Source organism: Arthrobacter sp. MMS24-T111, from assembly GCF_054888995.1.
This window is the reverse complement of the sequence record NZ_JBTZRO010000001.1, coordinates 685,284-700,364: the sequence shown is the minus strand read 5'-3', so window position 1 is coordinate 700,364 and position 15,081 is coordinate 685,284. Positions and strand designations below refer to the sequence as shown.

The following is a 15,081-nucleotide window of genomic DNA, read 5'->3' as shown; positions in this document are numbered from 1 at the left end:
GATCTCCTTCTTTCACGCTTGCAGCTCGAATCGGTCGATATGCCAAGTATTCACCTGAGGCACCCCGCCGCGAGAGGAGGGTTGCCGACCGGCCAGTCAGGGCTTGACACCGGTACTCATTACTCCCCAAAAACGTAACACCTGCGCCGCCAAGCCGCACGGCCGCCGTCGTCATGTTCCGTAATTGAGAGCCCGCGACCACCGCGTCACGGGAACCCGGCGGGGCCGCGGGACCGATAAAGTTTTCTACCGGGGCGCCGCCCTGCCGTCACAGTGGGAGTACCGGGGGGTCTTGCCAGCATGCGAGCAGCAATATCGCACCGCCAGGCCGGCCGTCGTCGTGCCCGTCATCGTTTCCTCGGGGCTTTCCTGGCCGCCGCCGTCGTCGTGCTTCTGGCGCTGCTGGCGCCCGCCGGTGCCGCGCAGGCGGCCTCCGCGGTACCGGACCAGGGCAAGCCCTGGCTGGGTGCCGTCCTTGAATGGGGTGAGGATACCGCCGCCGGATTCTCCGACCGGCTGGGGGCGAGCCCGGCAGTGTTTGGCCACGACATCGCTCTTCCGTTCCGCGACTCGGACCGGAACAACATTGAGGGCTTCCTGCAGCAGGCCGCGGCCAAGGGCGCCCACGCCATGCTCACCGTGAAGCCCACCGTGCCGCTGGACCAGATCGGCGCCTCCGAAGCGGAAGCCTTCGCCGGCAAGGTCCGCGACCTGACCTCCGGGTTCAAGGGCCGGCTGTTGGTCCGGTTTGCCCCGGACATGAACTCGAGTTGGGTGCCCTGGGGGCAGCAGCCGGGCGCCTACCGGGAAGCCTTCAAGGCGGTCGCGGCAGCGGTCAGGAAGGACGACGGCGGCCGGGCCGCCATGGTCTGGGCGCCGTACCTGGGCAAGGACTACCCCTTTGACCGGAACCGGAATGCCCCGCCGCCGGGAAGTGACGGCTTCGCCCTCCTCGACACCAATGGCGACGGCGCCTGGAACGGCTCCGATGCCGCCTACGCCCCCTACTATCCGGGGGACGACGCCGTGGACTGGGTGGGCCTGACCGCCTACCATGACGACACCGCCGGTGGGGCTGCCGTCAACACCGTGCCGCGTGCCGGTGAACTCCAGGAGATGCTGACCGGCTCGGGCGGCGAGGACTTCTACAATGCCTATGCGGAGGCCCGCAAGAAGCCATTCCTGCTCCAGACATCGGCGTTCTACAGCCCTGCTGCCGGCGGACCGCCGGAGGCGGATATCAAGCCGGCCTGGTGGGACCAGGTGGTGGGTACCGCCACCTCGCCGGCTTTCGCCAGGACGGCAGCGGTGGTGTGGGACGAGCGCACCAGCACCAGGGATACCGGCGTGGCCAGCATCGACTGGCTGCTCACCGGAAATCCCGCCATCGCCAAAGCCGCGCTGGACCGGCTGAAGTCCTCCGCCGTGGTCACCGGGCCGGTCACCGACGTGGTTGCGGACGGATCGTATGTCCGGGCCAACACGCTGTCCGGGGCAGCGGTCTGGACCGTTGCCGTGGCGATGGCCATCCTCCTGGCGGCGCTGTGGCAGATTCCACGCCGGGTCAACGCCGCCACCGCGTGGAGCTACCAGGACCCGGGAAACAGGGACTCGCGCGTGGATTTGCTGCGCGGGATGGCCATTGTCTTCGTGGTGGTCAACCACCTGGGCCTGGTCTCGCTGTTCCAGCTGCTCACCCAGGAGGCCGTGGGCTTCGTTTCCGGTGCCGAACTCTTTGTGCTGTTTTCCGGCCTGGTGGTGGGCATGGTCTACGGGCCGAAGGCCAGGGAAGACTTCGGCAAGGTTGTGGACCTCACCTCCCGCCGGGCGGGGAAGCTCTATGTGACCGCCCTGTCGGTGCTGATTGGCGTCTTCCTCATTGCGCAGCTTCCGTTCTTCCACACCGAGGCACTGACCACGTTCGTGGACCAGGGGACGGGCGGGGCCGGGCATAACGGTGCCGGCCGGACGTACGACCTCTACGCCGGGATGTCATCGCTGTTCCAGTTCCCGGTGCCGCCCCAGGTCCTGCCGGCCATCCTGCTGCTGCAGTTCGGGCCCTGGCAGTTCAACGTCATGGGGCTGTACGTGGTTCTTCTCCTGGTCAGCCCCCTGATCCTGGCGCTGCTGAACCGCGGAAAGGCCGTGTGGGTCCTGGTGGCGTCGCTGGCGGTGTACGCCGTCGGCGCCGGAACCAGGTTCCGGATCCTGCCGTCCCAGTTCGAGGACTCGTTTCCGCTGCTGGTGTGGCAGGTGCTGTTCGTGCTGGGGCTGGTGGTGGGATACCACCGGCGGAGCATTATCGCGTGGTTGTCGGCCCATGCCTGGGTGGTGGCAGCCTGTACGGTGGCCGCATTCGCCTTGGCTTTCCTCTCCTGGGGAAACCCCTACTTGGCCAACAACTACGACGTCCGGCTGGCGCTGATGCCGGACGCCACCTACCGGGCCATGTATGACGCCCTCTTTGGCCGGACGTACCTGGCCCCGGGCCGCCTGCTCAATGTCGTCTTCCTGGTGGTGGCGGCGTATGCGTTCCTCAGCGCCTACTGGAAGCCGGTTGAGCGGGCCCTGGGCTGGTTCCTGATCCCGCTCGGCCGCGCAACCCTCTATGTCTTCATCATGCATGTGGTGCTGATCGCCGTCGTGGCCAATATCCCCGCGCTCCAGCAGGAGAGTATCTTCCTCAACACCGTGGCGTACGCCGTGGTGCTGGCCCTGCTGTGGGTGATGGTCCGCACCAGGTTCCTGTTCCGGATCATTCCCACTTAGGCCGCATCCCCACCGGGCCCCTATGGCCCGGGCATGAAAAATGCTGCGGCACGGTGGGTGCCACAGCATTTACGTCATGGCCAGGCAGGGACTGGGAATCCCCCGCGGCTTCTTGTGTCCTAGACCAGCTCGGGATACGAGGACACGATGTAGTCGGCGGCAGCCGGCCCTTTCATGCGCAGGCCCTTGCGGCTGCCCGGCAACCGGGTCTTCATGGCCGACCAGAATGTCGTTTCCGTACCCGGCTGGTGCTGGTTGATGAAGCACCAGCTCATGTACAGGCCGTAGAAGCGGTCGCGTTCCAGGGTGGACTCGGAGGTCTGGTCGAAGTAGGTGGCGTCTTGGAGAAAGAGATCAAACTGGGAATGTGCCATGATGGCGTCCCTTCGCTATGTGCGTGGCGCCGCCGTTCGGCTACAGCAGCGAACCTCGATGCCCTGCACTGTTGGCAATCGGGTCCATAGATTAATCCTGTGAAAGAAACCGGGATCATTAGCGCCGTCAACGCCTGTCTACACTGTAGACTTTACCCGTAGACTACATATGAGGCAACCCTCTCGAATGAACTCGGGTCAGTTGTCCGCAGCGAGGACAAATTCATGACTTCCCCCAAACCATCCGGTACCGGCAAGGCCAAGGCCAGGCTCAGCCGGGACGTCGTGCTGGCAAAAGCGCTGGAAATGGTGGATGCGGAAGGCCTCGAAGCATTGACCATGCGCCGCCTGGGCCAGGAGCTCGGCAGGGACCCGATGAGCCTTTACCGCTACGCGGAAAATCGGGCTGCCTTGCTCGACGGGGTTTCGGAACTGGTGCTCGACCAGCTCACCATCCAGCAGGATGATCCGGACTGGAAGGCGCAGTTGCGGGCGATCGCCCATAACCTGCGGGCCCTGGCACTCAAGCATCCCAACGTGGTGCCCCTCCTGGTGACCAGGCCCCTCTCCACGCCCCTCGGTTTGCGGCCGCTGGGCACGCTGCGGCCGCTGGAGAAGATCCTTTCCCTGCTGGTGTCGGCAGGGTTCGAGCCCTCAGACGCGCTGCACGTCTACCGCGTGTACTACGGCTTCCTCTACGGCCACATCCTCAACGAACTGCAGGAGTTCGTGGTGGACCCCGAAGAGAACGAGGTGCTGCTGCGGCTGGGGCTCCACCGCCTTCCGGCCAAGGAATTTCCCAACCTGCGGGCATTGGCCCCGGCGCTGGCGGATTACGACGGCGCCAGCGAGCTCGACCAGGGGCTCACCATCCTGTTGTCCGGACTGGAAGCACAGCTGTCCCGGCAGGCGGCGGCAGCGCTCGGTTAGGACGGAAGCGGCGGCGCAGCATTATTCGAACGAGGCCCGGCGCCGGTCCTGCACGCGGGTGTTCCAGACATCCGGCCGGTTGACCTGGAACCGGCGGCCGGTCAGCGCCTTGGCGTTCAGCCGGACGTAGTTGGCCTTTTCGCCGGGCTGCCAGGGTTCCAGGCCGAGGCCGTCCACCTGGTCCTTCACCGCCTGGTCGTCGATGATCCCGGTATCGCCGCGCACCACCACGCTCCACGCCATTTCGGTGGCGGGGTCGTAGCCGTCGATCTCCAGCGCCGCCGGCCGCTCCATTTTGGCGCCCCAGAGCTTGGAACCGGGCGCGGTGCGGAAGACGATGCTGCGCAGGTGGACGATGTAGTTCACGGGAAAGATCTCGGGATGCTCGTCCACCACGATGGCCAGCCTGCCCACGGTGTCATTGGCGAGGAGTTCCCAGCAGTCGTCAAAGGAAAGGTTTTCGATCGGCAGCTTGTGCGAGTCCATGGTCCACACCTTACGGGTGAAGCCGGGAGGGCAAAAGGGGCCGGTGGCCCTGTTGCGCGGCTACTGGATCCCGGCGAAAAGCCCGCTCAACTCCGCAGTCAGTTCCTTCTGCACGGCCGGCGTGCCGATCTCCTTGCCGTCGATCCGGTTCACCGGGGCCAGCAGACGGACGCTGGAGATCAGCCAGACCGCATCCGCATCCAGCAGGTCGCGGGGCTCCAACGGGCCGTACCCCAGCTCCCACCCCGCCGCCTTGGCCGCCGCGAAAAGCGCGCCCTGGGACGTTCCGGGCAGGATGCCGCTGTCCAGCTGCGGCGTGATGAGGCGCTTGACCGCAGTGCCGTCGTCGGACTTTTCCACGTGTGCCAGCAGCACCGTGGAGGTGGGCCCTTCCAGGACGCGGCCGTCGGATGAGGTGAAGATGACGTCGTCCGCGCCCTGCTTGTGGGCGTGCCGGAGGGCCGCCATGTTCACCGCGTAGGACAACGTCTTGGCACCCAGGAGCAGCCACGGGGCCCGTTCGGCCACGTCACTGTCATAGCCGCGGTCCAGCAGGATCACGTCGATGCCGGTTTCCCGCTGGCGGCGGCCCGCCGCCCCGGCGGGTGAGACCTGCACCCAGGCGGTGGGGGCCGGGGCGCCCTCGACGCCGCGGGTCACCACCAGCTTGACCACCAGTTCGTCGGCATCAGCGTCCGACGGCGGGTTCCCGGCGCGGTGCCGGGCAACGGCGGCCGCAATGGCGCGCTGCCACACGTCCTGCCCGGGAATCTCGAGGTCCAGCGCGCGGGCGGAGCCTGCGAGCCGGTCCAGGTGGGCCTGCATCTTCCGGACCGCTCCGCCGACAGCCAGCATGGTTTCGAAGATGCCGTCCCCCGCGTGACGCCCAGGTCCGTGACCAGGAGCTGCGGTTTGGCGGCGTCGGCCACCCTGCCGTCAGGGTAGGCAGGGTCAAGGAAGACGAGAACCACGGGGGCTGGAGAGCTCATGGCACCAGCTTAGTGCGGCGGCGCCGCTAAGCTGGGCGGAGTGCGCCGGCCGGAACCGTCCCCGGAGCCCGACCTCCCCGGGAGTTATTGACGTGTTGTGGCCTTTTTCGCTTGCCGGCACCGCGCCGACGTGGGTTGTGGTGCTCCTGGGCTTTGCCGACCTGGTGATCAGGGTCCTGGCGCTGGGCATCATCCCCGGCAACAGGCGTCCCACCACGGCCATGGCCTGGCTGCTGGGGATCTTCTTCATTCCGTTCCTTGGCCTGGTCCTGTTCCTGCTCTTCGGCAACTTCCAGCTGTCCAGCCGCCGCCGGGCGCAGCAGGAGCTGGTGAACGACCGCGTGCGGGCCGGTATCACGGCTTTGTCGGACGTCGAAAGCGACTACCCGGGCCCGGAGTGGGTGAAGTCCGCCGCGGAACTTAACCGCACGCTGGGATCACTGCCCATGGTGGACAACAACTCCGTGGACCTCATCCCCGGGTACCCGGACTCCATCCTGGCCATGACCAACGCGGTGCGGAAGGCAAAGACCTTCGTCAACGCCGAGTTCTACATCATGAGCTCGGACCACGTCACCAACGACCTGCTCACGGCCATGGAAGAGGCCGCCGAACGGGGTGTGGAAGTCAGGCTGCTGTTCGACCACATCGGCACGTTGCGCATCAAGGGCTACCGGAAGCTGCTCAAGCGCCTGCGGGCCGGCAAGATCCAGTGGAAGCGGATGCTTCCCCTCCTCCCCATCCATGGCCAATGGCGCCGGCCGGACCTGCGCAACCACCGCAAGATCATGGTGGTGGACGGCGAAATCGCCTTCACGGGGTCGCAGAACCTGATCGAGCCCTCCTACAACAACCCGCGGCACCGCAAGGCCGGCCGCGAATGGGTGGAACTCATGGCCTGCCTGCGGGGCCCGATCGTGACCACCCTGAACGTCGTCTTTGCCACCGACTGGCTGAGCGAGACCGACGAATCCCTGGAACACCAGCTGCAGCTTCCCGGCGAATCCCGAGCCCGGAGACGTCACGGCCCAGGTGGTGCCCAGCGGCCCCGGGTTCATCACGGAGAACAACCTCCGGCTCTTCAACACGCTCATCTACTCCGCGCAGCACCGGATCTCCATCTGCAGCCCCTATTTCGTTCCGGACGACTCCCTGCTGTACGCCATCACCACCGCGGCGCAGCGCGGGGTCGACGTGGAACTGTTCGTCTCGGAAAAGGGCGACCAGTTCCTGGTCCACCACGCGCAGCGGTCCTACTATGAAGCCCTCCTCGAGGCAGGGGTGCGCATCTACCTGTACAAGGCGCCGTTCGTGCTGCACGCCAAGCATTTCACCATCGACGACGAAGTGGCCGTCCTGGGATCCAGCAACATGGACATGCGTTCCTTCTCGCTTAACCTTGAGGTCTCCGTGATGCTCCTGGGCGAGGACATCGTCAATAAGATGCGCGCGGTGGAGGATACCTACCGGGACATCTCCCACGAGTTGAAGCTGGCGGACTGGCTGAACCGGCCGCTGGCCGCCCGCTATGTGGACAACGTGGCCCGGCTGACGGCCACGGTGCAGTAAGACCGCCGTGGCCCGCTGAACCGGGGTCAGTCCTCAGGGAAGTCCGCGCCCAGGGTGGAGAGCACGCCAAAGGCCTTGGTGCGGATCTCGTCGTATTCGTCGTCCGAGTCGGAGTCCGACGTGATGGCACCGCCGACGCCGAGCGTCAGGTCCGCGGCTCCGTCGCCGGAGGCGTCAATCACCAGGGTCCGGATGGCGACGGCGAGGTCGGTCGCCGAGTTGAGCGAGAAGTACCCGATGGCCCCCGAGTAGAATCCGCGGGGCCCTGCCTCCAGCCGGTCCAGGATGGCCATGGTGCTGATCTTGGGCGCGCCGGTCATGGACCCTGCCGGGAAGCAGGCAGCCACCGCCTCGGCCCGGGCCGCCCCGGCAAGGAGTCGGGCGTCGATGGTGCTGACCATCTGGTGGACGGTGGCGTAACTCTCGATCGCGCACAGCCGGCTGACCGTCACGGAGCCGGGCACCGCAAAGTGGCTGAGATCGTTGCGCAGCAGGTCAACGATCATGATGTTCTCCGCCCGGTCCTTCACGGACGTGGCCAGGTCCGTGCGCAGTTTCGAGTCTTCCTGCGGATCGGCAGCCCGGCGGCGGGTGCCCTTGATCGGTTCGGCGCGCATGCCGCCGTCGGCCGCTATCTTCAGGAACCGCTCGGGCGAGGTGCTGGCGACGGCAAGGCCTCCCAGCCGCAGGTAACTGGCGAACGGGGCCGGGTTGCGGCGGCGCAGCGCCAGGTAGGTGGCCCAGGGATCCAGGCTGTCCGCCGCGATCCGGGCTTCCAGGGTGGTGGTCAGGCAGACTTCGTAGGTGTTTCCCTGCGCGATCTCGTGCTGGGCGGCCGCGATTTTCGCCCGGTACCGGGCTCCCGTGTCCCGGCTGCGGAAAGCGGGCGCACCGGGATGTTCGACGCCGGTGCTGCCGCCGGCATCCCCGGCGCCCACCGCTCCGGCGGGGCGTGCGGGCGTCGCGGAGGCTGAAGCGGCGGCGTGCACGGCTGCCCGCGCACCGGCCAGCCATTCATCGGCGTCCGGAGCCGCTAACGCCAGGAGCCAGGCGGTGCCTTCGGCATGGTCCAGCACCACGGCCCGGCCGGCGAAGATCAGGGCGGCGTCCGGGGTGGGCGCGGAAAGGTCGCTGCCGCCGGTTTCGCGCTTGAGTTCGTAACCCAGGCAGCCAAGCCACCCCAGGGTGAACTCGCCCGGATAGCCCTCGGGAGTCCGCACCGCCCGCCGGCCCCAGACGGTATTCAGCCAGCGGAAGAACGGCCCCGGAACCTTCGCCGCGGACGAACCCGCGCTGACCAGGCTAACCCCCGCGCGGTGCGTGACATACTGCCCGAACGTGCCGGCGTCGTCCGCCATGATGCTGAACCGGCTGCGCTCGGCGGCCGTCCTGTCCTGCCCTGACGCCTGCGGACCGGACACCTGCTGACCGCTGGCGGACGGTGCGTTCCGGTGGTTGGAGGAGTCCAGCCAAACGGCGTTCGGGGAGCGGCCGTACAGGGCTTCGAACAGGGCCGGTGCGTCCGGTGCCAGGTCCAGGCGCTCGGCGTGCAGGCGGAGGCCGCGGCGGGCGGACAATTCCGGGGCGAGCACCGGTGCCAGCGCAGGCAGGTAGGGGAGGAGCCGCAACAGGTCTGCGGGGGCGGAGCCGTCGGCGCGGTTGTTGACGCGCAGGTCCGCCCGGCCGGGGACGTCGTCGCGGCCCAGCCATTCTTCCTCCTGGGCCGCCCACTGGTCCCAGAACGGCGTGTAGGTGTCGCCGTCGCGGTCCAGGGCACGGGTCCGTCGGACGTCGTCCGGTGCTTCCGCCCAGATCACGGCGCTCAGGAACGGGCGGGCAGCTTCGGACGCTGCGCCTACCCCCTCCACGATGACGATCTCCGCCGGCAGCGTTACCCGGGCATCGCCGTCGTAATGGTTGGCCCAGTCCCAGCTGGTCCAGGTGGCGGCCTCGCCACGGCTCAGCGGTGTGAGGACCGTGGACACATAGCGTTCGACGCCGGCCGCGAGCCCGTCCCAGCCGGGGTAGATGTCCTCGAGGTGGAACAGGGACACCTTGTGGTGGGCGCGGAGGTGGGCCGCGAGTTCGACTGCCAAGGTGGTCTTGCCTGCGCCGGAGCGCCCGTCGATGGCGATGATGACGGGGGCTGGGATCATGGACTAGAGCGTACCGGTTTTCGCCATGGCTTTAGCCCGCACGTGCGGCGCCGCATGGCGGCCGCTTGCCAGGTGGCCACCAAGGAATCCGCTCACCAGCAGCAGCACCGCACCTCCTCGCGCCAGCCCGACGCCCAGCTGCTGCCGTCCGCGTTCCCGGGCTGCCCAGGATGCCATATAGACAGCGGTGGCAATCACGTTGGAGAGCGCGTGGACAACGCCCACGCGCTTGATGGCCCGGTCCTTGCCGGACCACTGGGCCCATCCGGACACGGAGGTGGGAACCGTGGATATGACGCCGAGGGCCACCAGCCGCCGGGCCGCGCGGCGGGACCCGTCATCCTTGAACAGGTCCAGGAACACCGCCATCCACCAGGCCCCAAACGGTACGTCGGTGAGGATGGTGTGGAGGGGAATGCCCGTGGTGTCACCGCTAAACATTCCGCGGAATGCGGGGCGTGCCACGAGTCGGGCTGCCACAGGCTCGATCTTGCCGATGGCACCGTCCAGCGGCTCCGCCTGTTCGAGGGCGGCGAGGACGCGTGTGTAGGTTTCTGAAGCGCGCGGGGTGGGCTGCATGGAGCACAAAATACTCTTGGCGCAGCCCGATTGCACGGCTTTTCCGTACAGGCCGATCCTGCCCGGTTACCGTTCCTGCAGCTGCGCAGCGCCCAGGACCTCGGATTTCAGGTGCTGCACCAGGCCGGGCAGGGAACTGTGGATCTGGTGCCAGACGGCGTCGAAATCAGCGTGGCCGCCGTACCAGGGATCCTCGATGCCCTGGTCCAGCCGGTCGCGGCCGACCATGGCGGGATCGAAGCTGCGGAGCATCCGGATCTTGTTCCGGGCATCCGGGCCCGGGGCTGCTTCGGTGAGCCAGGCGTAATGGTCGATGTCCAAGGCCAGGATCAGGTCGCGCTCGCCGAACCACCGTGGGTCCCACTCCCGGGCGACATGGTTTTCGGAGGCCAACTGTGCTGCCGCCAGCCGGCGGGCCGCCCGGGGATCGATGGGCCTGCCGGCCTCGTACCCGGTGGTGCCGGCGGAGTCCACCTCCACCAGCCCGTCCAGCCGCTCGCGTTCCAGCGCCGCCGCGAGCATGAGCTCGGCCATGGGGGACCTGCAGATGTTGCCGGTGCAGACGGTGATCACACGGTATGGGCTCGACGTTGAGTTCATGAAGCTAAGCATGCGCGCTGGTTGCCCGTCTTGGCTAGCGGGCCGTTCACAATGTTTTACGGGTTTGTAAAGATGAATTACTTGCTGTCATATGGGGAGGGCTTCCGGGCGCTGGTGCCCACCGCCCGGCCGTTAGTGGATCAGGGCCAGCAGGATGCCAACGCCCACGAACAGTGCACCGAAGACCCGGCTCAGGACGATTTGGCCCGGCTCGGTGCTGGTGAAGCGCTGGAAGGACCTGGCGGCTGCGGCAAAAAAGAACCACATCACCAGGATGTCGATGACCACGATGGTGGCGGTGAGCACCGCGTATTGCGTGAACAGGGGTTGCTCCGGCCGGATGAACTGCGGAGTGAACGCCAGGAAGAACACGATCGCCTTCGGATTCAGCAGGTTGACCCAGAATCCGCGCCGGAAAATCGACCACCCCGGCTCATCGCGCAAGGCCGCGGCCTCCTCCCGGGCGGCCGTGGGCTTGCTCAGGAACTGGCGGATGCCAAGGTACACCAGGTAGGCGGCGCCGGCGTAACGGATCACGTTGAAGGCCACGGGTGAGCTCGCCACCAGTACCCCCACACCCAGGGCCACAATCAGCACATGCACCACCAGGGCCGCCTGCTGGCCCAGGATCCCCCACATGGACCGGCGGAACCCCGCGTTCAGCGAGTTGCTCATGGTGTTGATGGCCCCGGCACCCGGAGTGAAGCTGATCAGGGCGCCGGCACCTGCAAGGGCCAGCCAAAGGGAAAATTCCACTCATCAATCCTAGGGGGCGGCAGGCCCCGGCTCCGGCGCTAGGCCCGGGCGATCACTTCGCCATTGGGGATCAGGAACCAGCCGTCGTCGGTGGAACCCCAGCGATGCCAGCCCGCGGAAATCCTGGCCAGGTCCGCGGGGTTGGCGAACCCGTACTCCAGTGCCTGCTCCGCGAAGGCTGAATGCAGCACCCGCTCGCCCCACACCCGCGCCTGCCAGCGGCGCTGCTGGGCCGTGGCGTACAACCAGTTGCTGCTGCTGGGGGCGACGTCGGTGAACCCTGCGGACTGGGCCCAGCTGACCAGCCGGCGCCCGGCGTCGGGCTCTGCTCCATTGCGGCGGGCAATCCGCTGGTACAGGTCCATCCACTCGTCCAGTTCCGGGATGGCCGGATACCAGCTCATTCCGTGGAAGTCCGCATCACGGACAGCCACGATGCCGCCGGGCTTGGCCACCCGGCGCATCTCGCGCAAGGCCTCCACCGGGTCCGTGAGGTGCTGGAGCACCTGGTGCGCGTGGACGAGGTCGAACGTTTCGTCGGCGAAGTCGAGGTCGTAAATATTGCCGGCAACGAACTCAACGTTGGGAACGCCGCGCTCGGTGGCGAGGGCCTGCGCCTGGGCGATGACGTCCGGCGAGCGGTCCAGGCCGGTAACGTGCCCGGGGTTGACCAGCGCGGCAAAGTCGCAGGTGATGCTGCCCGGCCCGCAGCCGACGTCCAGCAGGGCTGTTCCCGGCGTGAGGTGCGGGAGGACGAACGCCGCGGAATTTTCGGCGGTCCGGGCGGCATGGGCGCGGACCACCGATTCGTGGTGGCCGTGCGTGTAGACGTCTTCCCCTGGCTGCTGCGCACTCATAACCAAACGCTACTCCCAACCGGGCTGCAGTTGCCGCTCCTGCGGGCCAACACTGCGAATCCGGGGGCTTATCCGGGGTGCCCGCCCTTGGGTTGTTCGTCGTCGGATGCTTCCCGGGCCGCGGCGGTTGCCTCGACCATCGCGGTCATGAAGCGGGTCACCGTTTCCAGTTCCGCCGCGGAGAACTCCGCCATGGCGCTGTCCATGTGCTGCGCCAGCGGGGCAAAGATGGCGCCGCCGTCCCTGAAGGCCTTGGGCGTCATCTTCAGTTGGACCTGGCGCCGGTCCGTGGCGTGCCGTTCGCGGACCACGTGCCCGGAGTTGTCCAGCCTGTCGATCAGTGCCGTGGTGGCGGGGGAACTCAGGTTCAGCTCCTTCCGCAGCACGCCGGGGGTTACCACCTCGCCCCTTGCAGTGTGGCGCATGATCACGGCCAGGGCATTCATGTCCGTCCGGTGCATGTCCTTGCGGTCACCGGCGGCGTCCACGTACCGGTTCGCCTCGATGGTGAACTCCTGCAAAAGTCGAAGCAGGGGGTTCGGCGGGCCAAATTCCGGTCCGGCCTGGGGAAACGACGGTGGACCTGCCGCAGTCTGTCCTGCCATGCCCACCTCCCTTCAGCCATTCGTGTCCGCGTTCCTGCCGGGCCGATTCCGCCCGACCGTACTGACGGATATTACTGCAGCCGCCTGAGCCCCGGTTCTGTATGTACCGGCGGATCTGCGAAAAAAGCTCGACTGGCACTTATCTCCATGATGGAGATAATCTATGCTGGAATCAATTCTACTCGCGGCACCCTGGATGGAAGGCATCATGAAACGAACAAAAGTCGCCAAAGAGCGTGTCCCGTTCTGGCTGCGCTGGCTCATCCCCCTCGTCCTGGTCGTGACCTGGCTGGGACTGGCAGGGGTGGGCGGCCCCACGTTCGGCCGCCTGGACGAAGTCTCCAGCAATGACCAGGCGTCCTTCCTGCCCGCCAGCGCCGAGGCCACCGAGGCGCAGGACTGGCAGGCAAAGTTCCGGGACTCGGACGAGGTCCCCGGCATCATCGTCATCGAAAACACTGCCGCTTTCACTCCCGCGCAGCTGGGCGGGCTGGCCACGCTCAAGACCAGCCTCGAAGGCCTCAAGCTGGGCAGCGCCGTGATCGGCCCGATCCCCTCCAGGGATGCCAAGGCGGTCCAGTTCGTTGTGCCCATCGGGTCCTCCACCGAACTGAAGGACGCCGTCAAGGAACTCCGGGACACGGTGTCCGCAGCGGCGCCGCAAGGAACCCAGACGTACGTGACCGGACCCGCAGGGCTGGCCGCCGACCTCACCGCCGCGTTCGGCGGCATTGACGGCATCCTGCTGCTCGTGGCCCTGTCCGCCGTCTTCGTCATCCTGCTGATCGTCTACCGTTCCCTGCTGCTGCCCATCATGGTGCTGCTGACCTCCGTCTTTGCCCTCTGCGCGGCCATCCTCCTGGTCTTCGGCATGGCCAAGGCGGGCTGGATCCAGCTCAATGGCCAAAGCCAGGGCATCCTCTCCATCCTGGTGATCGGCGCGGCCACGGACTACGCCCTGCTCTTCGTGGCCCGTTTCCGCGAAGCCCTCACCCACACCACCAACCGGACCGCCGCAGTCCTCACCGCCTGGAAGGCCTCCTTTGAGCCCATCCTGGCCTCAGGCGCCACGGTGATCATCGCCCTGCTGTGCCTGCTGTTCTCGGACCTCAACTCCAACAAGGCCCTCGGCCCGGTTGCCGCCGCCGGTATTCTGTGCGCCCTGTTCGCCGCGCTGACCCTGCTGCCGGCACTGATGGCGCTCCTGGGCCGGGCCGCGTTCTGGCCCTTCCGTCCCAAGCTCGTCCCCGCCGACCAGCGCGAACCCGAGCTGGTGACCGGGCTGGAAGGCCAGAAGGGCCTGTGGCGCGCCACTGCTTCCCTGGTATCCCGCCGGCCCAGGGTTGTCTGGGTGGCGTCGGTCCTCCTGCTCCTGGTGGCGGCCGGCGGCCTGCTGCAGCTCAAAGCCAACGGCGTGCCGCAAACTGACGTCATCCTCACGGCCTCCAACGCCGTTGACGGCCAGGACGCGCTGGCGCGCCACTTCGACGCCGGCAGCGGCAGCCCCGCCGTCGTGGTTGCGGACCAGGCCAAGGCCGCCGAAGTGCTGGACCGCGTCAAAGCGGACGACGGCGTGGGCGAGGCCTACCTCCTGGCGCCAGGCAGCGTGGCCATCACCGGCGCGCCGGGGGCTCCCAGCGCCCCGGACGTGAGGGACGGAAAGGTCCTCATCAACGCCACGCTGAACGACGCCGCGGACTCCCTCCAGGCCGAGGAAACCGTCAAGGCCCTCCGCAGCGAGGTCAAGGCCGTGGATCCCGGTGCGCTGGTGGGCGGCGTGACCGCCACGGCCCTGGACACCAACACCACTGCCCAGCATGACCTCGTGGTCATCATCCCGGTGGTGCTCGTGGTGATCCTCTTCATCCTGATGCTGCTGCTGCGCTCCATTGTGGCCCCGGTCCTGCTGGTGCTGTCCGTGGTGCTGTCCTACGCGGCCGCGCTCGGCGTGTCCGCGTTCGTCTTCAACAACATCTTCGGGTTCCCCGGAGCGGATGCCACTGTCCCGCTGTTCGGCTTCGTGTTTCTGGTGGCCCTGGGCGTGGACTACAACATCTTCCTGATGAGCCGGGTCCGGGAGGAGTCCCTCAAGCACGGCACCCGGCCCGGGATCCTGCGCGGCCTCGGCGTGACCGGCGGGGTGATTACCTCCGCAGGCGTGGTGCTGGCCGCAACGTTTGCCGCCCTTGGCGTCATCCCCATCATGTTCCTGGTGCAGCTGGCCTTCATCGTGGCGTTCGGCGTGCTGCTGGACACCGTGCTGGTGCGCTCGCTGCTGGTACCGGCGCTCGCCTATGACATCGGCCCGAAGATCTGGTGGCCCGGGAAGCTGGCCCGCGCGGAGGCGGGGTCCGGCACCCCATCCCGGGGGCCCGGCGTCGAGCCCCGCACTGAGGTCCCCACCCGCTGAC

At 67.3% G+C, this 15,081-nt stretch carries 11 protein-coding genes, 2 pseudogenes and 1 riboswitch; of the genes and pseudogenes, 4 read left to right on the top strand and 9 right to left on the bottom strand.

Annotated elements, in window-relative coordinates; translation table 11 throughout:
* Positions 1-9: 9 nt before the first annotated feature.
* Positions 10-124: riboswitch (SAM riboswitch) on the bottom strand.
* Between the two features lie 176 nt (positions 125-300).
* Positions 301-2,769, top strand: coding sequence for an OpgC domain-containing protein (opgC, locus tag ACX5I6_RS03180; RefSeq protein ID WP_461839446.1), 2,469 nt, complete (start codon positions 301-303; stop codon positions 2,767-2,769).
* Positions 2,770-2,888: 119 nt separating this feature from the next.
* Here opgC and ACX5I6_RS03175 read toward each other — a convergent pair whose 3' ends face one another.
* The gene (locus ACX5I6_RS03175; protein ID WP_285247955.1) at positions 2,889-3,143 is read right to left on the bottom strand and encodes a hypothetical protein; all 255 of its coding nucleotides are present in this window, start codon (positions 3,141-3,143) and stop codon (positions 2,889-2,891) included.
* Between the two features lie 225 nt (positions 3,144-3,368).
* Here ACX5I6_RS03175 and ACX5I6_RS03170 point away from each other — a divergent pair, with 225 nt between their 5' ends.
* Positions 3,369-4,073, top strand: coding sequence for a TetR/AcrR family transcriptional regulator C-terminal domain-containing protein (locus tag ACX5I6_RS03170; RefSeq protein WP_461839445.1), 705 nt, complete (start codon positions 3,369-3,371; stop codon positions 4,071-4,073).
* A gap of 21 nt (positions 4,074-4,094) precedes the next feature.
* On the opposite strand, the gene ACX5I6_RS03165 is transcribed toward ACX5I6_RS03170, so the two are convergent.
* Together ACX5I6_RS03165 and ACX5I6_RS03160 are read right to left on the bottom strand one after the other, a co-directional pair.
* Complete coding sequence (locus tag ACX5I6_RS03165; protein ID WP_461839444.1) at positions 4,095-4,559, bottom strand: pyridoxamine 5'-phosphate oxidase family protein; 465 nt, start codon at positions 4,557-4,559, stop codon at positions 4,095-4,097.
* Positions 4,560-4,619: 60 nt separating this feature from the next.
* Positions 4,620-5,548: pseudogene (locus ACX5I6_RS03160) on the bottom strand (aminodeoxychorismate lyase).
* A 92-nt stretch (positions 5,549-5,640) separates the two neighbouring features.
* Between ACX5I6_RS03160 and cls the strand changes: the two are divergent.
* Positions 5,641-7,117 (top strand): annotated as a pseudogene (gene cls, locus ACX5I6_RS03155) (cardiolipin synthase).
* Positions 7,118-7,143: 26 nt separating this feature from the next.
* Here cls and pabB read toward each other — a convergent pair.
* From pabB to ACX5I6_RS03125, 6 genes are all read right to left on the bottom strand, one after another.
* Positions 7,144-9,273 (bottom strand): aminodeoxychorismate synthase component I, encoded by a 2,130-nt coding sequence (gene pabB, locus ACX5I6_RS03150; RefSeq protein ID WP_461839443.1) that lies wholly within the window; start codon positions 9,271-9,273, stop codon positions 7,144-7,146.
* Positions 9,274-9,276: 3 nt separating this feature from the next.
* On the bottom strand, positions 9,277-9,852 hold the full coding sequence (locus tag ACX5I6_RS03145; RefSeq protein WP_461839442.1) for a DUF2231 domain-containing protein: 576 nt from the start codon (positions 9,850-9,852) through the stop codon (positions 9,277-9,279).
* Positions 9,853-9,918: 66 nt separating this feature from the next.
* The gene (locus ACX5I6_RS03140; protein WP_461839441.1) at positions 9,919-10,452 is read right to left on the bottom strand and encodes a low molecular weight protein-tyrosine-phosphatase; all 534 of its coding nucleotides are present in this window, start codon (positions 10,450-10,452) and stop codon (positions 9,919-9,921) included.
* Positions 10,453-10,584: 132 nt separating this feature from the next.
* On the bottom strand, positions 10,585-11,208 hold the full coding sequence (locus tag ACX5I6_RS03135; protein ID WP_461839440.1) for a LysE family transporter: 624 nt from the start codon (positions 11,206-11,208) through the stop codon (positions 10,585-10,587).
* A gap of 38 nt (positions 11,209-11,246) precedes the next feature.
* A complete protein-coding gene (locus tag ACX5I6_RS03130; RefSeq protein WP_461839439.1) occupies positions 11,247-12,065 on the bottom strand; it encodes a methyltransferase domain-containing protein in 819 nt (272 codons plus the stop codon).
* Positions 12,066-12,133: 68 nt separating this feature from the next.
* Positions 12,134-12,670 carry a MarR family winged helix-turn-helix transcriptional regulator gene (locus ACX5I6_RS03125; protein ID WP_461839438.1) on the bottom strand — a complete coding sequence of 179 codons (537 nt, stop codon included), beginning with the start codon at positions 12,668-12,670 and terminating at the stop codon, positions 12,134-12,136.
* Positions 12,671-12,878: 208 nt separating this feature from the next.
* On the opposite strand from ACX5I6_RS03125, the gene ACX5I6_RS03120 reads away from it, so the two are divergent.
* Positions 12,879-15,080 (top strand): MMPL family transporter, encoded by a 2,202-nt coding sequence (locus ACX5I6_RS03120; protein WP_461839437.1) that lies wholly within the window; start codon positions 12,879-12,881, stop codon positions 15,078-15,080.
* Position 15,081: the final 1 nt, after the last annotated feature.